Source organism: Pseudomonas sp. CGJS7, from assembly GCF_036961695.1.
This window is the reverse complement of the sequence record NZ_JBAMDI010000101.1, coordinates 22,954-41,780: the sequence shown is the minus strand read 5'-3', so window position 1 is coordinate 41,780 and position 18,827 is coordinate 22,954. Positions and strand designations below refer to the sequence as shown.

General features: G+C 68.7%; 14 protein-coding genes and 1 pseudogene. 9 read left to right on the top strand and 6 right to left on the bottom strand.

Translation table 11 applies throughout. The features are described 5' to 3' along the window. Positions 1–1,090 (bottom strand): annotated as a pseudogene (locus V7787_RS38960) (hypothetical protein); the annotation flags it as partial. Between the two features lie 19 nt (positions 1,091–1,109). Beyond that, positions 1,110–1,706 (bottom strand): NfuA family Fe-S biogenesis protein, encoded by a 597-nt coding sequence (locus V7787_RS38955; protein ID WP_336092926.1) that lies wholly within the window; start codon positions 1,704–1,706, stop codon positions 1,110–1,112. Between the two features lie 142 nt (positions 1,707–1,848). Here V7787_RS38955 and V7787_RS38950 point away from each other — a divergent pair, with 142 nt between their 5' ends. From V7787_RS38950 to V7787_RS38940, 3 genes are all read left to right on the top strand, one after another. Continuing rightward, the gene (locus tag V7787_RS38950; RefSeq protein ID WP_336092925.1) at positions 1,849–2,190 is read left to right on the top strand and encodes a 4a-hydroxytetrahydrobiopterin dehydratase; all 342 of its coding nucleotides are present in this window, start codon (positions 1,849–1,851) and stop codon (positions 2,188–2,190) included. Positions 2,191–2,195: 5 nt separating this feature from the next. Next, the gene (locus V7787_RS38945; protein WP_336092924.1) at positions 2,196–2,624 is read left to right on the top strand and encodes an energy transducer TonB; all 429 of its coding nucleotides are present in this window, start codon (positions 2,196–2,198) and stop codon (positions 2,622–2,624) included. A 75-nt stretch (positions 2,625–2,699) separates the two neighbouring features. Further along, positions 2,700–3,443: an energy transducer TonB gene (locus tag V7787_RS38940; RefSeq protein WP_336092922.1), complete on the top strand. Its 744-nt coding sequence runs from the start codon at positions 2,700–2,702 to the stop codon at positions 3,441–3,443. 18 nt (positions 3,444–3,461) lie between these two features. Here the strand turns inward: V7787_RS38940 and V7787_RS38935 are convergent, their stop codons facing one another. Next, entirely contained in the window at positions 3,462–4,433 is a 972-nt protein-coding gene (locus V7787_RS38935; protein WP_336092920.1) for an RluA family pseudouridine synthase, read from the bottom strand. A 501-nt stretch (positions 4,434–4,934) separates the two neighbouring features. Between V7787_RS38935 and V7787_RS38930 the strand changes: the two genes are divergently transcribed. Beyond that, positions 4,935–8,468 (top strand): Rne/Rng family ribonuclease, encoded by a 3,534-nt coding sequence (locus tag V7787_RS38930; RefSeq protein ID WP_336092918.1) that lies wholly within the window; start codon positions 4,935–4,937, stop codon positions 8,466–8,468. Between the two features lie 144 nt (positions 8,469–8,612). Here the strand turns inward: V7787_RS38930 and V7787_RS38925 are convergent, their stop codons facing one another. Continuing rightward, the gene (locus V7787_RS38925; protein ID WP_336092917.1) at positions 8,613–9,260 is read right to left on the bottom strand and encodes a response regulator; all 648 of its coding nucleotides are present in this window, start codon (positions 9,258–9,260) and stop codon (positions 8,613–8,615) included. A gap of 491 nt (positions 9,261–9,751) precedes the next feature. Between V7787_RS38925 and V7787_RS38920 the strand changes: the two genes are divergently transcribed. Beyond that, on the top strand, positions 9,752–10,564 hold the full coding sequence (locus V7787_RS38920) for an isocitrate lyase/PEP mutase family protein (RefSeq protein WP_336092915.1): 813 nt from the start codon (positions 9,752–9,754) through the stop codon (positions 10,562–10,564). A 363-nt stretch (positions 10,565–10,927) separates the two neighbouring features. Beyond that, positions 10,928–12,400 carry a TIGR04222 domain-containing membrane protein gene (locus tag V7787_RS38915; protein ID WP_336092913.1) on the top strand — a complete coding sequence of 491 codons (1,473 nt, stop codon included), beginning with the start codon at positions 10,928–10,930 and terminating at the stop codon, positions 12,398–12,400. Positions 12,401–12,496: 96 nt separating this feature from the next. On the opposite strand, the gene V7787_RS38910 is transcribed toward V7787_RS38915, so the two are convergent. Further along, positions 12,497–13,255 (bottom strand): SDR family oxidoreductase, encoded by a 759-nt coding sequence (locus V7787_RS38910; RefSeq protein ID WP_336092911.1) that lies wholly within the window; start codon positions 13,253–13,255, stop codon positions 12,497–12,499. A gap of 232 nt (positions 13,256–13,487) precedes the next feature. Here V7787_RS38910 and V7787_RS38905 point away from each other — a divergent pair, with 232 nt between their 5' ends. Further along, complete coding sequence (locus V7787_RS38905; protein ID WP_336092909.1) at positions 13,488–14,423, top strand: AraC family transcriptional regulator; 936 nt, start codon at positions 13,488–13,490, stop codon at positions 14,421–14,423. Positions 14,424–14,430: 7 nt separating this feature from the next. Here V7787_RS38905 and V7787_RS38900 read toward each other — a convergent pair whose 3' ends face one another. Next, positions 14,431–15,348, bottom strand: coding sequence for a LysR substrate-binding domain-containing protein (locus V7787_RS38900; protein ID WP_336092908.1), 918 nt, complete (start codon positions 15,346–15,348; stop codon positions 14,431–14,433). A gap of 64 nt (positions 15,349–15,412) precedes the next feature. Here V7787_RS38900 and V7787_RS38895 point away from each other — a divergent pair, with 64 nt between their 5' ends. Together V7787_RS38895 and V7787_RS38890 are read left to right on the top strand one after the other, a co-directional pair. Next, complete coding sequence (locus tag V7787_RS38895) at positions 15,413–16,033, top strand: LysE family transporter (RefSeq protein WP_336092907.1); 621 nt, start codon at positions 15,413–15,415, stop codon at positions 16,031–16,033. A 196-nt stretch (positions 16,034–16,229) separates the two neighbouring features. Then, entirely contained in the window at positions 16,230–18,824 is a 2,595-nt protein-coding gene (locus tag V7787_RS38890; RefSeq protein WP_336092905.1) for a non-ribosomal peptide synthetase, read from the top strand. The last annotated feature ends 3 nt before the right edge of the window (positions 18,825–18,827 follow it).

Below are 18,827 nucleotides of genomic sequence, written 5' to 3'. Positions count from 1 at the left end.
TGGGCTGAGCGGCAGGCGCAGTCGCGGGCGCGGTGGCGGGCGCTGGTGTGGTGGCGGGTGCCGGCGCCGGAACCGAAGGCGTTGGAATTTCGGCCACGCGCACCTGCGGGGTGGCGCTGCGCAGTTGCGGCGTTTCGATCGGCCGGGTCGGCAATTCGCGCACCGGCAATTGCGGCAACGGCGCCGGAATCTCGCGCACCGCCACCTCGCGCTGCTGCGCCGACACGGTCGGCATCGCGATCTCGCGCTGCGGCAGTTCGCGCGAAGGCGGCTGCACCGGCGCGGGCACGTCGACGGTCCGCAGCGGCTGCGCGGCCGATTCGATCTGCGGCACCCGCAAGCTGTCGTCGACGCGCTTGCGGGTCGGCGGCAACACGAAAATCTGCGGCGAATCGGGCACCGCCTTGCTCACCATCACCGGTTGCTCGACCGTCGGCGGCGGAATTTGCGGCTCGGGCACGTCGCGCTGCGCGACCTCGGGCAGCGGCGCCTGCAACTCAGGCGCGGGCGGCGCGGCGACCGACACCTGCGGCGGCGTCGACGCGGCCTGCGGCGGCGCCGGTTGCGGCGAAGCTTCGGCGGTGCGCGGGGCCGGTTCGGTCTGCGGCTGATCGCTGGGCTGTTGCTGACCGCCACCGGGTTCCTTCGGCGTGCCCCGGCCGATGTACTCGATCATGGTGACGTTTTCGCCCTGCGGCGGCGGCCGGGTGGCGAAGAACTGCAGATACATCAGCCAGATCAGCAAGCCGCCGAACAGGATATGCCACAGCAGCGAAACGATGCCGGCGGCCCAGCGCAGGCCGCGTTCCTCGCGCTCCGGCGGCGTCCATTGCTGGCGCCACAAGGTGGCGAACGCCTGCCAGCGGCTCAACGAGCGCGCGCGCGGCGGCGGCGAGGTCAACGGGCGTTGCGCCAGCGCGGCGACCATCGCCTCGGAGGTGGCGCCGGTGACCGCACCGACCTGCCCGCTCATCGCGTCCAGCCACGATTGCCAGCCCGGCGGAAACTGGCCGGGCGTGAGCGAGTCGCGTCGCAGCGAGAGCCGCAAGCGTCGCTGCAGGGCCTCGATGATCGATGCGGCGGTGGGCATGGGCTGCGCCGCGCCCGAATCAGGCCGCGGTATCGCGCGGCATGTACGGCGCGTTGCCGGTGTCGTGATCGGTGGCGTCGCGCACCGCGGTCACCCCGGGCACCTTGCTCATCAACGTGGTTTCGATGCCCTGCTTGAGGGTCACATCGGCCATGCCGCAGCCGTGGCAGCCGCCGCCGAAGCGCAGCACCACCACGCCGTCGGCGGTGACTTCCTGGACCGAGACGCTGCCGCGATGCTGGGCCAGTTGCGGATTGACCTCGTGCTCGACCACCCAGCGCACGCGTTCGACCAGCGAGGCCGAATCGGCCGGCGCCTCGCCCTTGATCTTGGGCGCGCGGATCTGCAGCTGGCCGCCGGTGGCCTTGTGCTCGTAGTCGATCTCGGCGCCGTCCAGGTATTGCACGCTGTCGGCGTTCAACCACAAGGTGAAGCCTTCGCAGTCCACCGCCCACTCGTCGCCGGCCAGATCCGCCGGCTCGGCGAACTCCAGGCGCACGTCGGCGCGCGGCGTGCCCGCGTGCACCGCCGACAGCCGCACGCCGAGCCCCGGCAGGGCCTCGCGTTCGAGCAGTTTGCGGAAGTGCGCCTGGGCGGATTCAGAGATGTTGATCATCGGGCTATTCTACCGGGGTCGGCGCGGCCTTATGTCGCGCATGCATCCTACGACCGTCGGCGATACGATTCCGTTCATGGAATCGGCCGCCGGCGCCGACGCAACGCCGCGGCCGCCACGCCGGGCCGCCAGGAGTACCCGCATGAACGATCTGATCCCCCTCTCGCAAGCCCATTGCGCGGCCCTGCGCGGCAGCGAACACCGTCTCAGCGAAGCGCGCGTGCGCGAGCTGCTGCCGGAAGTGCCGGGCTGGGAACTGGCCGAGGACGGCCACGCCCTGACCAAGACCTTCCGCTTCGACGACTACTACCGGACGATGGCGTTCGTGAACGCACTGGCCTTCATGGCCCATCGCGAGGATCATCATCCCGACCTAGGCGTTCACTACGACCGCTGCGTGGTGCGTTACTCCACCCACGACGTCGGCGGTCTGAGCGAGAACGACTTCATCTGCGCGGCCAAGGCCGAAGCCCTGACAGGTTGATCACCATGAACGCATCCAGTGGCCGTAATCCCGTCTCCGCATCGTTGCGCCTGCCGACGGCGCTGGCCGCCGGATTGATCGCGGCGACGCTCGCCGGCTGCGGCCCGCGCCCGGCCGACGAACCGGTGATCCCCTCGACCCCGCTGCGCGCGGTCGACACGCCGCCGCCGGAGTATCCGCAGGAAATCGGCTGCGACCAGATCGGCGGCAAGGTGGTGCTGCAACTCACCGTCGGCCCGGAAGGCAAACCGACCAAGGCCAACGTGCTGACCAGCAGCAAGACCCCGGCATTGGACAACGCCGCGGTCAAGGGCGTGCAGCGCTGGCGCTTCGAAGCGGCGACCCGCAACGGCAAGCCGGTGGCCACCGATATCCAGGTGCCGGTGACCTTCCATCCGCCGGCCGAACGCCCCGAGCATTGCGGACCGGGCTAAGCCGACAACCGCCGCATTCGCTAACCGGCTCGAGGGGAGTCGTCCGGGATGTCGAATTTCCGCCGCATGAGCGCCGTGTCGCTGCTGTTGCCGGCTGCTTTCGCGGGCGCCCCGGAGGTTTACGGCCAGACCGAACCTCCGGCGCTGGAACCTACCAGCGGCTCGGACCTGTTGCCGCCGTCGCCGCGCCGCCCGCCCGCTATCAAGCCGCACAAGCGCGACAGGCCATCGAAGGCTTACAACAACGGGCTGCCGAAATACCCGCCATCGGCCGTCTGCGCGGGCATCCACGGCACCGTCGTGATGGTCTTGAGCCTGGACTCCGAAGGCACACTCTTCGACAAGCGGATCGAACGCAGCAGCCGCGAGCCCTTGCTCGACCGCGCCGCACTCGAAGCCACCCGCCATTGGCGCTTCGATCCTGAAATCCGCGGCGGCTCGCCGGTCGCATCGAGACTGCGAGTGCCGGTGGACTTCGTCCTGCCCGCGACGCCGCCCGAGTACTGCGCGCCGAGCATCGAGTTGCGCAAGCTCGGCAGCGACAAGGCCAGCGCACAGTTCGCCTCCAGCGACCCGATCGAGGCCCAGCTCGCCCAATACGCCCTGGTTCCGACTTTGGTGGTGGCGAACTGGCGGTCCGTAGCCGCCAACGGCCAGGCCGGAGCATCGATTCGCGAAGAACGCCGCAGCCTGCGCCCGTCCAGGACGCGCCAGCAGTCGCGCTTCCTGCTGCCGGCCGGAACGGTCGCCGGCAGCTACCGGCTGGACATCGCGATCGACGGCCGCCCGATCGCGCCGGCGCGCTTCAAGATCGACTGATCCCTCGCCCGGCGAGGCTCAGCCCAGCCGGTCCAGCACTTCGATCAGCTCCGGCGCCAGCGGCGCATTGAGCAGATACGGCTCGCGTCCGCCGTCGAGCGCGAATTCCAGGGTCGAGGCGTGCAGGAACAGCCGGCGCAGGCCGAACTGGTCGCGCAGCTTTTTGTTGACCTCGGCCTCGCCGTATTTGTCGTCGCCGGCGACCGGATGGCCGATGTGCTGGGCATGCACGCGGATCTGATGGGTGCGGCCGGTTTCGATCCGGACCTCGCAATACGACTGCCCGCCCTTGCGTTCGAGCACCTTGAAGTGGCTCAGCGACTCCTTGCCGTCGCGGTGCACCTGCACATGCCGCTCGCCGCCCTGGCGCAGGCCGATATGCAGCGGCGCGTCCACGCTCATCACCCCGTCCGGCATCCGCCCGGTCAACAGCGCCAGGTAGCGTTTGGCGATACCTCCGCCGGTGACGGCGCGGTCCTCGCGCATCAGCGCCTGCATCTCGGTCAGGGCCGAACGCTTCTTGGCCACGATCAGCAGCCCGGAGGTGTCGCGGTCGAGCCGGTGCACCAGTTCCAGGGTCTGGTTCGGACGCAGCGCGCGCAGGGTCTCGATCGCGCCGAAGCTGATCCCGCTGCCGCCGTGGCTGGCCACGCCGGAGGGCTTGTTGAGGGCCAGCAGGCGCGCGTCCTCGAACACGATCGCCGCGTCCAGCGCGTCCATGAACCCCTTCGGCGGGGTCGGCTTGTCGCCGGCCTCGGTGAGACGAACCGGCGGAATCCGCACCTCATCGCCGGCCTCGAGCTTGCGCTCGGCCTTGGCCCGGCCGCCGTTCACGCGCACCTGGCCCGAACGCACGAGCTTATAGATCAACGACCTGGGCGCGCCCTTGAGCTGGCCGAGGAGGAAATTGTCGAGCCGCTGGCCGTCGCGGTCCTCGGGCACGCGCACGAGGCGCGCGCCGGCATTGCCGGAGTTTGCTGACTGGGTCATCCCGTAGTGTTATCTGTTACACTCGCGACGCGAGATAAGGTTTTGATTTCGCAGGGAGTTGTACCAGCCATAACGCCTGACAAGCGTGCGGCCCGGTACGGGGCCGAAAGCCCCTCCCGCGATTCCGGTCCGCGTCTAACCACTGCCCACGGGGTAGCCATGTTAGCAGCGACGGACCGGCGGAACCGGCCTTCGCCCGATGGGTCAAACCATCGCGATGGACACCAGTGCGACGCCAGGGCCTGACGCTCGATTGAGCCGGTCCGAAACCGTCGCCGCCCCGCCCCGTGCGACGTTCGCGTCGCCGGCCCGAAAGTTTTGGAATGAGTAAGAAGCGCTCCCGCGGCGTGCCGTGGTGATGTAGCGCTGGTAGTGGAGGCCTCGCCGGCGCGCGGGCGGCCCGCATTCGTTGCGGCCGACGTTCGCGACGGTGGCGCCTGTGTTCCCAGATTGCGAAACGCCATGGCGTTCCGCGCGGTAGAGCGCGCGAGGAACGCAACAATGAAGCGCATGCTGATCAACGCGACGCAGGCGGAAGAACTGCGGGTCGCTATCGTCGACGGCCAAAACCTGTACGACATCGACATCGAACAGCCGTCCAAGGAACAAAAGAAGTCCAACATCTACAAGGGCCGCATCACCCGGCTCGAGCCTTCCCTGGAAGCGGCCTTCGTCGATTACGGCGCCGACCGCCACGGCTTCCTGCCGCTGAAGGAAATCTCCCGCGACTATTTCCAGCCCGGCGTCGACCACAACAAGGCCGGCCTGCGCGAGCTGTTGCGCGAAGGCCAGGAAATCGTGGTCCAGGTCGACAAGGAAGAACGCGGCAACAAGGGCGCCGCCCTGACCAGCTTCATCTCGCTGGCCGGCCGCTACATGGTGCTGATGCCCAACTCGCCCACCGCCGGCGGCGTCTCGCGCCGGATCGAGGGCGACGACCGCGCCGCCCTCAAGGAGGCGATGGACAAGCTCAACATCCCCGACGACATGGGCGTGATCATCCGCACCGCCGGCGTCGGCCGCGACGCCGAAGAGCTGCAGTGGGACCTGGATTACCTGGTCAGCGTGTGGAAGGCGATCACCGACGAGGCGCTGAAGAAGCCGGCCCCGTTCCTGATCTACCAGGAATCGCGCCTGATCATCCGCGCCCTGCGCGACTACATGCGTCCGGACATCGGCGAGATCCTGGTCGATACCGACGAGATGTACGCCGAAGCGCGCGAGTTCGTCGAGCAGGTGATGCCGCACAACCTGCGCAAGCTGAAGAAGTACGCCGACGAGACCCCGCTGTTCAACCGTTTCCAGATCGAATCGCAGATCGAAAACGCCTATGAGCGCACCGTGCGCCTGCCCTCCGGCGGCGCCCTGGTCATCGACCAGACCGAAGCGCTGACCGCGATCGACGTCAACTCGGCCCGCGCCACCAAGGGCGGCGACATCGAGGAAACCGCGTTCAACACCAACCTGGAAGCGGCCGAGGAAGTGGCCCGCCAGATGCGCCTGCGCGACCTCGGCGGCCTGGTGGTGATCGACTTCATCGACATGTCGTCCAACCGCCATCAGCGCGAGGTCGAGAACAAGCTGCAGAACGCGCTCAAGCAGGACCGCGCGCGGGTCCAGATCGGCCGGATCTCGCGTTTCGGCCTGCTCGAACTCAGCCGCCAGCGCCTGCGCCCGTCGCTGGGCGAGTCCAGCCAGCTGGTGTGCCCGCGCTGCGACGGCCACGGCCGCATGCGCAGCGTCGAATCGCTGTCGCTGTCGATCCTGCGCGTGGCCGAAGAGCACGCGATGAAGGAAAACACCGGCCAGGTGCTGGTGCAGGCGCCGACCGAGATCGCCAACTTCCTGCTCAACGAAAAGCGCCGCGCGCTGACCGAGATCGAGCAGCGCCACGATTCGCCGATCGTGATCGTCGCCGACGAGCAACTGGAAACGCCGCACTACGAAGTCACCCGGGTGCGCGAGAACGAACTGGGCGAAGAAACCAGCAAGCCCAGCTACCAGCGCGGCACCCAGCGCAAGCTGCCGGTGCATGCGCTGACCAAGGCCCATCTGAATATTCCGGATGCGCCGGCGGTCACCAACGTCAAACCGCTCCAGCCCGCCCCGCTGCGGGAACCCCGCGAAGCCTCCGTGGCGGTGGCAGCAGCCCCCGCTCCCGCGCCGGCCCCCGTCGCCGCCCCGACCCACTCGGTCGGCCTGGTCGAACGCATCCTGCGCTTCTTCCGCGGCGCCCCGCAGCCGGCGCCGGCCGCGGCGGAATCGGCCAACGCCCAGTCGGGCCGCAACCAGGACGGCCGTGGCGGCCGCAATGAGCGCAACGACCGCAACAACGGTCAGCGCCGCGGCAACGAGCGCAACAACGGCAAGGGCGGACGCGATGGCGGCCGTCGCGACGAAGCGCGCCAGGACCAGCAGGGTCGTCGCGACAAGCAACCGCAGCAGCAACAGCAGCCGCAATCGGCGCAGCAGAACGCGCAGAACCAGCAGCCCAAGCAGAAGCAGCCGCAGCAGCAACAACAGCAGCAGCCGAAGCAGCAGAATCAGCCCAAGCAGCAGAACCAGCAGAACCCGCAGCAGAACGCGCAAGCCAATCAGGCCGCGCAGCCCAAGGCGCAGAACGAAGAACGCAACGCGCAGGGCAACGCCGCGCAGACGCAGCGTCCGCCGCGCGAGCCCAAGCCGCAGCGTCAGGACGCCGCTGCCGCTGCTACTGCCGCCGAGGTCGTGGTCGCCGCCGCGGTGCCGGTCGCGGCTGCTGCGGCCAACGCCGCTGCGCCGATCGCTGCGCCGGTAACCGCCGATGAGCCCAAGCTGGCGACCGAAGCGGCCGTCGCCGAAACCGTCGCCGCCGGTACCGCCGAAGCGCGCGAAGGCGATGCCGATCAGTCCGGTGAAGGCGCGGGCGAAGGCGGCGGACGTCGCCGTCGCGGCCGTCGCGGTGGCCGTCGCCGCCGTCGCGGCAACGGCGAGGCCGGCGCCCTGGGCGAAGGCCAGAGCACCGACGAGAACGGTTTCGACGACGAAGACGAAGCCGGCGCCGAACCCGCCCCGGCTCCGGCCGCCGCGAACCGCTCGCAGCCGGAGTTCGATTTCGACGACGACGCCAAGCCGGCGGCGCCTGCGGTCGTAACGCCTGCAGTCGCAACGCCGGTGGCCGCGGCCGCCGTCGTCGCCACCGCGGCCAGCACCTTCGTGCCGTCGGCGCAGGCCGACACTGGCGCCAAGCCGTCGTTCGCGCAGTTCGGCGAACCGGCCAAGCCCAGCGCCGACGTCGCTCCGGCCAAGGCCGAAGCGGCTCCGGCCGAAGCCAAGCAGGCCGAACCCGCGCATGCCGAACCGGCGCGCAGCGAACCGGCCGCGGCAGTCTCGTTCCAAGCGCCGGAAAGCAGCTTCGCCAAGCCGAACCTGTCGTTCGGCGCCGGCGCTGCGACTCCGGCGGAAACCGCGCCGGTGGAGACCGCCGTCAAGGCGATCGAACCGGTGCAGCCGGCCATCGCCGCCGTCGAAGCCATTGCCGCGGCTATCGATCCGGCTCCGGCGCGGGTTGAAGCAGCCGCTGTAGCCGCGCCGGAATCGGCGACGGCGACTTCGGTCGAGACGGCCGTAGTCGAAAGCGCGGTCGTCGAAAGCACTGTGGTCGAAACCCAGGTTGTGACGGCCGAAGTGGTCGAGCAGGAAATCGTCGAGCCGGTCGTGACCGTTGCCGGCACGCAAGACTTCGGCCGCAGCGAAGCCGCGGCCGCTCAGGTCGCCGCGCCCTCGCCGGCCGTGGAAGCCTCGATCGGCCTGCCGGTCGAAGCCGCCGCCGTGGCGGTCGCCGCGCCGACTCCGGCGGAGTTCGCGCCCGCGCAGGTCGCCAGCAGCGCCGAGGCCGAATCGGTCGAGCCCGCCGCTCCGCTGACCCCGCGCACCGCCGGCCTGTTCGACACCCTGCCGCACCCGGCCGAACCGGTCCGCAGCGACGCCGCCAGCGCAGCCGCGCAGGACGGCGAAGGCGACCAGGACGGCGGTTCGGACGAACGCCGCGCCTGATCCAGGCAAAACGACCGGTCGCGCTGCGATCGGTCGTCGGCGAATAAAAAAACCGGCCGCGAAAGCGGCCGGTTTTTTGTTTGCGCGGAGCGGGAATCGAAGCGACCGCGCGGCGCTTACCCGCGCTCGTTCAAACGCTCGGACTCAGAGCGAATGCGCCGGATCGGCCAGCCCGTACTGCGCCGCCAGACGCGCCAGCGCGATGCTGTCGGTGATGGTCAGCTTCTCGAACAAGCGGGTCTTGTGGGTGTTGACGGTCTTGGCGCTCAGGCTCAGGCGCTTGGCGATTTCTTCCTGGCGGAAGCCCTGCACCAGCAGCAAGGCGATTTCCAGTTCGCGCGAGGACAACTCATCGAACGGCGAGGCGCCGCCGTCGAGATTGGACAAGGCCAGGTTCTGGGCGATGTTGCTGGCCAGATAGCGTTTGCCGCGCGCCACGTCGCGGATCGCGCGCAACAGTTCGCTGGCGTCGCCGCCCTTGCCGACATAACCCGACGCGCCGGCTTCGAGCAGACGCTTGGGCATCGGCCCGTCTTCGAGCACCGAGACGATGATGACGCGGGTGCCGTGATCGCCCTTGACGATGCGCTCGGTCACTTCCAACCCGCTTACGCCGGGCAGATGCAGATCGCACAGCACCACATCGGGCTTGAGCTTGCGCACCAGCGGCAAGGCTTCCTCGCCGCTCTCGACGTCGCCGAGCACTTCGATATCCGTTTCCGCGGACAAAATCATGCGCATACCCGTGCGCACCAACGCGTGGTCGTCCACGATGAATACACGGATGGTCATAACGTCCCCAAAACTACATTCGGCCTACGCAAGCGAGGCTACGCGGCGCTCCACAACCGTGCAAGGCGCCGAAATTCTTTGACTCAACAGCGACGCCCCGAAGCCGCAAAAACTCCGGATCGACGTCGGTGAAAAGACGCGCACCGATAGCAACTGCCGGCGCAACCCTGGAACTGGGTCACAACTTCGGCAACGACCACGCTCAATTGCTACCGCGGGCGCGAATCAATGGTAACCCAGCCATGCGGCGCCGATCCGACCGGCCGTGCGAATGGCCGGAAAACGGCGTCGAATGTCGCTTTGGCGGCAATCGGGACAATCCGATCCAGGCGCTGGGGCCGGCCGGCGAACGCGCACCGCGATCCCGCCCGAACCCCGGCCGCGGCGACGCCCCCGGCCGCCGCCGCGGGCGCGCGTGGATGGCCGAAAACGGCGAGTCGGACCGGTGGGGGCGTGGCATCCTGCTCGCCTTCCCGCCCGTGAGCCCCACGATGAATCGTCAGACCGATCTGGCCACCCGTTTCCACGAACTGCACCGCGACGGACTGTTGCTGCTCGCCAACGCCTGGGACGCCGGCAGCGCGCGGCTGATCGAAAGCCTGGGCGCGGCGGCCGTGGCCACCACCAGCGCCGGGGTGGCCTGGTCGCACGGTTATCCCGACGGCGACCTGCTGCCGGTACGCCGCCTGGTCGCCACCGTCGCCGACATCGCGCGGGCGATCCGGGTGCCGCTGACCGTCGATGCCGAAGGCGGCTATTCCGACGATCCGGCCGCGGTCGCCGAAACCGTGTCCGGCTTGATCGACGTCGGCGCGGTCGGCATCAATCTGGAAGACGGCGGTTCCGACCCGGATCTGCTGTGCGCGAAGATCGAACACATCAAGCGCGCCAGCGCGCGGCTGGGCGTGAACTTGTTCCTCAATGCCCGCACCGACGTGTATCTGCGCGGCCTGGTGCCGGAGCCGCAGCGCGTAGAAGAAACCCTGGCCCGAGCCGCGCGTTATCGCGCCGCCGGCGCGGACGGCTTGTTCGTGCCGGGGCTGACCGATCCGGACTCGGTGCGCGCCATCGCCGCCGGCGCCGGGCTGCCGCTGAATCTGCTCGCCCGCCCCGCCTTGCCGGCGGCGTCGGAGTTGCAGAATTGGGGCGTGCGCCGGCTCAGCGCGGGCTCGGACATCTCGGCCTCGGTGTTCGCCCGCACCGCCGCGCTGGCTTCGGGTTTTCTCAGCGACGGCCTGTCGCAACCGCTCAGCGCCGAGGCGATGGACTATTCGAAGATCAACGCGCTGTTCGGCGAACGTTGATCAACGCGCGCGGCCTGCGTTCGCGGGCCGCGCGACTATCGCAGGCCCAAGCGGCAACTTGCCGCCATCGCTCGCTTCGTCGCCGCGAGCGTTCGAACATCGCTGATCGATCCGTCGGCGCGCCGCGATTGAAACCTGAAATGCGCCGCATCCGCCGGCGCGATCTCATCGCATCCATCCGGATAACGCGATTGCACCGTTAAATTTTCGCTGCCTCCGCGCCCATCGGACTAACCCGATCGAGCTATTTCGCCGCGTCCGGCGCACGCGTAGTTTGCCGGCCAAGCTGGTACGGCGGTAACGGTTCTAGCCCGCGCCAGCGAAGGCACAGCGGTTCAACGGATGGACTTGCGGAGGATTGTCATGAGCGATCCGAACACCGCGGCGATGGACGCCGCCGAATGGACCACGACCCAGCGGCAACTGTGGCAACGCTTGAGCGAATACCGCTTCGACCCGACCGGCAGCGACGAATTCGTGCTGCGGGTGGCCACCCAGGCGCAGTGGAGCGCCACCGATGCGCAGGCCGCGATCGCGGAGTATCTGCGCTTTTGCTTTCTCGCGGTCAGCGCCGGACACCCGGTCACCCCCAGCCCAGCGGTCGATGAGGTCTGGCACGCGCACATCACCGACACCCGCCGCTACGTGAGCTTCTGCCGGCATGTGCTGCGCCAGTGGCTGCATCACATCCCCTCGCGCGGCGGCGTCGGCGAGGCGCAGCGCTATCAGCGCCAATACGCCGATACCGTGCGCAGCTACCAGCGCTACTTCGGCCCGCCGCCGCAGCCGTTGTGGCCGCCGCCGCGGCCTGCGCAGACCGCGCCGATCCAACCCGCCGTCGCGATGGACGCCGGCCGCGAGCCTTCGCTGGGTTCGCCGTGGACGATGCGGATGATCGTAACCGCGGCGATCGCCTACCTGCTGATCGCCACTTACGCCGAACAGCTCAACCCGCTGCACTGGCGCGGCCCCGTGTTCTTGCTGTGGTTCGCGACCTTGATGTTCGCCGCCTCGCGGATCAGCCATTGGTTGCAACAGCGCGCTCTCAATCGCGGCGAGCGCGGTTCGCGCGAAGCCGATCCATGGGAGCTGGCGTATCTGGCCGGCGGCGCGGAGCGCGTCGCCGACGCGATCGTGGCCGAGTTGCTTGCGCGCGATGCGGTCAGCCTGGAATTCGACCGCAAGCGCGCACGCGAAGCGCGGAGCAAGGATCAGGTCTGGCTGCAAGCGCGCCCGCTGTCGCCGGAGCAACGGCAAGCGCTGCCGCCGATTCTGCGCGAGACGCTGGATGAGGTGATCGCGACCCGCCGCACCTTGTCCGGCGTCGTCGAAGCCTTGCGCCAGCGGTACGAACGCATGGACCGGCCGTTGCAGGACGCCGGCTTGATCAATACCGACGAACAGCGCGACAACGCCAACCTGCTGTCGATGATTCCATGGGCGGCGCTGACCCTGTTCGGCTTGATCAAGATCTACATCGGCCTGCAAGGACAGCACCCGGTCGGATGGTTGATCGCGTTGACGGTGTTGAGCGCGCTGTTCACCTTCAGCCGCCTGCAATCGATGCCCGACGAACAACTCAGCCACGCCGGTCATTGGGAGCTGTACCGCGCTCGCCAGCGGCGATCGGCTGGTTCGGACGATGCGATGACTTATGTCGCCCTCGCCGGCCCCGCCGCCTTGATCGGTACGCCGCTCTCCGACTACCACCAAGTCCGCACGCCGCCCGCCAACGCGGGCAGCGGCGGTGGCGGCGGAGATGGGGGCGGCGGTGGCGACGGAGGCGGAGGCGGCTGTGGTGGTGGTTGCGGCGGCTGTGGTGGCTGCGGCGGTTGACACTTGCTTACCCGGCGCTGCGGTTGGCCGCGTCGATGTGCAAAAAACGAAGGCCCGCGCCGAAAACGGCGCGGGCCTTCGTTCATAAGCTCACGCTCAGAACGAACCGGCGGTAGGCCGCACGATCACCTCGCTGACATCCACATCGGCCGGCTGAGCGATAGCGAACGCGATGGCGCGTGCGATCGCATCCGGCCCGATGGCGATGCGGCGGAACTCCTTCATGCCCTCGGCCGTGGCCGGATCGGTGATGCTGTCGGCCAGTTCCGACTCGACCACGCCCGGCGAAATCGTGGTGACCCGGATTTTGTCGCTTTCCTGACGCAGGCCATCGGAAATCGCCCACACCGCGAACTTGGTCGCGCAGTACACTGCGCCGGTCGGCACCACGTAGTGCGCGCCCAAGGACGCGACGTTGATCACCTGGCCGTGTCCTTGCGCTTCCATCGACGGCAGCACCGCGGCGATTCCGTGCAGCACGCCGCGCACGTTGACATCGATCATCCGGTTCCATTCGTCCAGCTTGAGCGCCTTCAGCGGCGACAGCGGCATCACCCCGGCGTTGTTGACCAGCACGTCGATCGCGCCGAACTGATCTTGTGCGTAGGCCACGAACGCGGCGAAGTCGGCCGGGTCGGTGACATCCAGCGGGCGATAAAGCACCTCGCCGCCTGCGGCGTTCAGCGCCTGGCTCAACTCGCGCAGACGCTCGTCGCGGCGCGCGCCGATCAGCACCCGCGCGCCGCGTTCGCTCAACAGCCTCGCGGTGGCCTCGCCGATGCCGCTGCTGGCGCCGGTGATCAGTACGGTCTTGCCCTGCAATTCCCCGGTTTGGGTAGCGGAAGCAACGTTCATTTCGGACTCCTGGGTGGAATGGCGGACGCGGGTCGTCCGGCCTGGTCGACACGATGCGGATTCCGGCCCCGGCGGGGGTAGAACGATCGCCGCGGGTTCTTGCACGATTCTCCAAACCGACCGGTTGCGGCTTGCCGGCGCCGGCGCTCCGGCGGATCATCGCAACCATCCTCTTATCGCCGAAACGCCGCTGAAACTGCCGGCTTCGGCGCCCACGGCAAGGTCGGACACGATGAACTCCAGCGAGCGCCTGGCCCAGGCGATTGATCGAAACTCCGGCGTCGACGGGCTGCATCAGACCGCCCTGCCGCGGGTGCAGCTGATCCGCGCCAGCCGCGAGATCGACGCCATCCACGAACTGCACCGGCCGGCGGTGTGCATCGTCGCCCAGGGCCGCAAGCGGGTGATGCTGGGCGACCGCATCTTCGAGTACGACCGCAATCGCTATCTGGTGGTGTCGGTCGACGTGCCGATTCTCGGCCAGATCGTCGAGGCCAGCGCGCAGCAGCCGTATCTGTGCCTGCGCATCGATCTGGACCCGGCGCTGCTCAGCGGCCTGTGGCTGGAATCGGGCCTGCCCGCACCCAACGGCGGCGCGCCCGGCCCGAGCCTGATGCTCAGCGACGCCGGCGACGATGTGCTGGATGCGGCCAATCGGCTCTTGGCCTTGCTCGATACCCCGGACGATATCGCCATGCTCGCGCCACTGGTCGAGCGCGAACTGCTGTACCGGCTGATGAAGGGCGAACAAGCCTCGCGTCTGCACGAGATCGCCCACGGCGAAAGCCGGCTGCGCCATGTCGTGCGCGCCATCGACTGGATCAAGCGCCATTTCCGCGAACCCTTCGACATGGCCGAACTGGCCGCGCACGCGAGCATGAGCACCTCGGCCCTGCATGCGCATTTCAAATCGGTCACCCGCATGAGCCCGCTGCAGTACCAGAAGCAGTTGCGGCTGCAATGGGCGCGCGGGCTGATGCTGGGCCGGGCGATGGATGCGGCCAGCGCCGGCCATGCGGTCGGCTACGACAGCCCGTCGCAGTTCAGCCGCGAATACAGCCGCTTGTTCGGCGCGCCGCCGTTGCGCGACGTGGCCCGCTTGCGCGAACTGCCGCCGAGTTTCCGCGGCGGCGCGGAGCTGCCCGAGGAAGCTGCGGCCGAGGCCTGACTCGCCTTCAGGCCTGCTCGCACAGCCACGCCAGCAATTGCGCGCCGACCGATCCGGCCTGGATCGGCCGCGGCGACAACAGGTGATACGCGCTGCCGTCGGCGAGAAATCCCATCGGCGCCACCAACACCCCGGCGTCGATATCGTCGCGCACCAACTGCCAAGGCCCGATCGCCACGCCGACGCCCGCCACCGCGGCCTGCAGGCTGAAATAGAAGTGCTCGAAACTCTGGTTCTGCCCCGCGGGCAGGCGCCGGCGCGCCGCGCGCGACCAATCGGCCCAGGCGCCGGGCCGGGTCGCGCTGTGCAACAGCGCCGCGCCGTCGTCCCAGCGCGCGCCGCGCCCCTGCCCTTGCAGATGTTGTTGGCGATAACCGGCGCTGCACACCGGCCCGACCCGTTCCTCGAACAGGCGCTGCGCGTGCACGCGCCGGCCCCAGTCGAAGTCGTCGCGGCGGATCGCCAGATCGACGCCGTCGAATTCGACCGGCCCACCTCCGGCGACCAACCGCAACGCGATCCCAGGATGACGCGCATGAAACCCCGGCAGACGCGGAATCAGCCAGCGCATCAGCAAGGTCGGCTCGCACGACAGCACCAGCGCCGGCGCGCCGGGCGGTTCGCGCAACTCGCGCACGGCCGCCGCCAGCACATCGAACGCCGCGCCGGCCGCATCGCGCAGACGCTCGCCCGCCGCGGTCAGGAACACCCGCTGGCTGCGCCGCTCGAACAGTTCCACCGCCAGGGCGTCCTCGATCGAGCGCACCGCGCGGCTGACCGCGCCATGGGTCAGATGCAGTTCGCGCGCGGCCTGGGTGAAGCTGCCCAGCCGCGCGGCGGCCTCAAAACAGCGCAGCGCCCCGAGCGGGGGCAGCGCGGCGCGCCGGTATCGTGAGTCCAGCTCATGCTGATGGTGATCTTTCATCGTTTGCGGCCTGACAGAACCCCGCCTAATTTAGCCCGATATCGCCCTACCCGACCCGCCGCGGATGCACGAATCGATAGCCGTACTCACCATCACCGTGTTGGCCGTGCTCAGCCCCGGCCCCGACTTCGCGATGGTCTCGCGCAACAGCCTGTTGCTCTCGCGCCGTGCCGGCGTGCTGACCGCGCTCGGCATCGGCCTGGGGGTGTGGGTGCATGTGGCCTATACGTTGCTGGGCGTGGGGCTGGTGATCCAGCAATCGCTGCGGCTGTACGCGGCGCTGAAAATCGTCGGCGCGCTGTATCTGCTGTATCTGGGGGTGAAGATGCTGCGCTCGCGCGAACCGGCGGCGGCCGAAGCCCAGGCGCCGGTGGCGGCGATGTCCGACTGGGCCGCGCTGCGCACCGGTTTTCTGACCAACGCACTCAACCCCAAGTGCACCGTGTTCGTGGTCAGCCTGTTCCTGCAAGTGGTGCAGCCGGCCACGCCGATGGCGCAACGCATCGGCTACGGCGCGTTCGTTTCGGCGACGCATATCGTTTGGTTCGCGCTGGTCGCATTGTTGTTCTCGCACGGCTCGGTGCGCGCGGCGCTGTTGCGTTGGCGGCTGTGGATCGATCGCGCGTTCGGCGCTTTGTTGGTGGGTTTTGGCGCGCTGTTGGCTGGATCGGCGCTGCGGCGCTGATCGTCGCCTTGCTCTGTCCGCGGGCCGCGCCCGGGAACCTCGATGCCGGTCTACCGGATGGGCGATGCCATCGTTGAACAGCGGCCTCGCCTGCCCCGGGATCGATAAACCGCTGCCGCACGTACCCGCACTGATTGCACCGGCCAGGTAACCACGATCTCAATCTCGGCGACTCACCCGAGTAATCGTGGGTCTCATGGACGACATTCAAACCCGCTCGAGCTCGAGCACCCCACAGCCGTCGCCGACCTGGCATTCGGCCGACGCACCGGCACTGCTGGAACTTCCGAGCGATCGCCCGCGGCCGCCGCGGCCATCCTTCGCCGACGCACGCATACCGATACGGGTGGACGCCGAACTGACCGCGGCGCTGGAACGCCTGAGCCGCCGCCACGGCGCCACCTTGTTCATGACGGTACTGGCGGCGTGGTCGTTGGTGCTGGCGCGACTGTCGGGGCAGGACGACCTGCTCGTCGGCGCGCCCAACGCGGGTCGGGGCCGCGACCAAATCGAACCGCCGACTGGCTTGTCAGTCGATACCGCGGCCCTGCGCATCGATCTGTCGGGCGATCCGGACATCGGCCAGTTGCTGGCGCGGGTGCGGACCGCGGTGCTGGATGCGCAGGATCTTCCGTTAGAACGTGTGATCGACGCCGCGCGGCCGCCGCGGCAGACCGATCGCTCGCCGTTGTTCCAGGTCGTGTTCGCCTGGCTGGACGCGGCGACGGCGCTCGACCTGGGCGCGTTCGACACCGGACCGCTGGAGTTGCCGGCGAACACAGCCAGGTTCGATCTGGAGCTGCAGTTGGCCGAATCCGACGGCGCGCTGGCCGGCGGCCTGGTCTATGCCAGCGCCTTGTTCGATCCAGACACGATCGAGCGCCATCGCGACTATCTGATCGCCGCGTTGCGGGCGATGCTCGCCGATACCGCGCAGCCCATAACGCAGATCGAATTGGCCGACGCACGCGAACGCGACTTGCTGCTTAACGCCTGGAACGCCACCGACGCGCCCTACCCCGAACAAAGTTGTTTCCATCAACTTTTCGAACGACACGCGCAACGCACCCCGCACGCGACCGCGCTGGTGCACGACCGCCAACGCACCGGCTATGCCGAGTTGAACCAGGCCGCCAACCGTCTGGCGCATTACCTGATCGAATCGGGCCTGCGCCCCGACGACCGGGTCGCCTTGTGCGCCCAGCGCGGCCCGCACGCCATCGTCGGCCTGCTCGCCGTGCTCAAGGCCGGCGGTGCCTACGTCCCGTTCGACCCGGCGCATTCGTCCGCGCGTTTGAACCGGATGCTGGCCGACGCCGATCCGCTGCTGGTGTTGGGCGATGCCGTCGGTCGCCGCGCGCTGGGCGAACTGGCCGGATTCACCTGGCTGGACCTGCAGGCCGACTGCGCGGTGTGGTCGCATCATTCCGCCGCCGATCCGCAGCTGCCAGCGCTGCGACCGCAGCATCTGGCCTACATCATCTACACCTCCGGTTCGACCGGAACGCCCAAGGGCGTGATGGTCGAACACCGCAACGCGGTGCAGTTCGCCAGCAGCCAGATCCGGCGTTTCGGCGTCGACGCCGACAGCCGCATCGCCCAGTTCGCTTCGTTGAGTTTCGACGCCAGCATCATCGATCTCGGTCTGAGCCTGTGCGCAGGCGCGGCCTTGTACCTGCCGACCGAATCCGAACGCGGCAACGCCGGCGCCTACCTGGCCTGGATGGCCGAACATGGCCTCAGCCACAGCTACATGCCGCCGGCGTTCTTGCAGGGACGGACCGAACTGCCGGAATTCGCGCGTCCGCCGATGTTCTTCGTCGGCGGCGAAGCGGTCGATCCGGGCTTGATCCGCGGCTTGAACCAACGCGCCCGGGTCGTGCACGTCTACGGCCCGACCGAAACTACGGTATTGGCCACCGTCTGGGATCCGCCCGCGGACATGGACGAATCCGCGCGCGCGCCGATCGGCCGCCCGCTGGCCAACACCCGCGCCTACGTGCTCGACCCGCAGCGCCGGCCGGTGCCGCTGGGCGCGCCGGGCGAGTTGTACATCGGCGGCGTCGGCGTGACCCGCGGCTACCTCAATCAAGCCGAACTCACCGCGGAGCGATTCTTCGCCGACCCGTTCGACCCGCGGCCGGGCGCGCGCATGTACCGCAGCGGCGATCTGGTCCGTTACCTGGGCAACGGCGATCTGCTGTTCCTGGGTCGCAACGATCAGCAGGTCAAGCTGCGCGGTTACCGGATCGAACTCGGCGAGATCCAGGCGCGGCTTTGCGAACATCCCGCGGTGCGCCAGTCGGTGGTGGTGGCGCGCGAGGACGAGCCCGGACACCCGCGTCTGGTCGCGTATCTGGTCGCGCGCGACGACGAGGATCTGGTCGCGCGGCTGCGCACGCATTTGAGCGCGCAGTTGCCCGACTACATGGTGCCGTCGGCGTTCGTGGTGTTGCCGCGGCTACCGCTCAACGCCAACGGCAAGATCGACCGCACGGCGTTGCCGGCGCCGGCCGACGATGCCTTCGCCCGTCGCCGTTACCTCGCCCCGCAGAACGAAATCGAAGCGCTGGTCGCGGGCCTGTGGCAGGAACTGCTGAGGCTCGAACGCGTCGGCCGCGACGACGATTTCTTCGAACTCGGCGGCCACTCGTTGCTGGCCATGCGCTTGCTCGGCCGCCTGCAGAGCGATTACGGCGTGAGCTTGCCGCCGTCGACACTGTTCAACCATCCGCAGTTGTCCGCGTTCGCGGAAATGGTATTGATCGCCGCGCTGCAGACCGACGCCTGAAAC

Coding starts and splice junctions, on each gene's coding strand:
- V7787_RS38955 (WP_336092926.1), bottom strand. CDS start 1,706: ATGATCAACATCTCTGAATCCGCCCAGGCGCACTTCCGCAAACTGCTC.
- V7787_RS38950 (WP_336092925.1), top strand. CDS start 1,849: ATGAACGATCTGATCCCCCTCTCGCAAGCCCATTGCGCGGCCCTGCGC.
- V7787_RS38945 (WP_336092924.1), top strand. CDS start 2,196: ATGAACGCATCCAGTGGCCGTAATCCCGTCTCCGCATCGTTGCGCCTG.
- V7787_RS38935 (WP_336092920.1), bottom strand. CDS start 4,433: ATGACCCAGTCAGCAAACTCCGGCAATGCCGGCGCGCGCCTCGTGCGC.
- V7787_RS38930 (WP_336092918.1), top strand. CDS start 4,935: ATGAAGCGCATGCTGATCAACGCGACGCAGGCGGAAGAACTGCGGGTC.
- V7787_RS38925 (WP_336092917.1), bottom strand. CDS start 9,260: ATGACCATCCGTGTATTCATCGTGGACGACCACGCGTTGGTGCGCACG.
- V7787_RS38920 (WP_336092915.1), top strand. CDS start 9,752: ATGAATCGTCAGACCGATCTGGCCACCCGTTTCCACGAACTGCACCGC.
- V7787_RS38915 (WP_336092913.1), top strand. CDS start 10,928: ATGAGCGATCCGAACACCGCGGCGATGGACGCCGCCGAATGGACCACG.
- V7787_RS38910 (WP_336092911.1), bottom strand. CDS start 13,255: ATGAACGTTGCTTCCGCTACCCAAACCGGGGAATTGCAGGGCAAGACC.
- V7787_RS38905 (WP_336092909.1), top strand. CDS start 13,488: ATGAACTCCAGCGAGCGCCTGGCCCAGGCGATTGATCGAAACTCCGGC.
- V7787_RS38900 (WP_336092908.1), bottom strand. CDS start 15,348: ATGAAAGATCACCATCAGCATGAGCTGGACTCACGATACCGGCGCGCC.
- V7787_RS38895 (WP_336092907.1), top strand. CDS start 15,413: ATGCACGAATCGATAGCCGTACTCACCATCACCGTGTTGGCCGTGCTC.
- V7787_RS38890 (WP_336092905.1), top strand. CDS start 16,230: ATGGACGACATTCAAACCCGCTCGAGCTCGAGCACCCCACAGCCGTCG.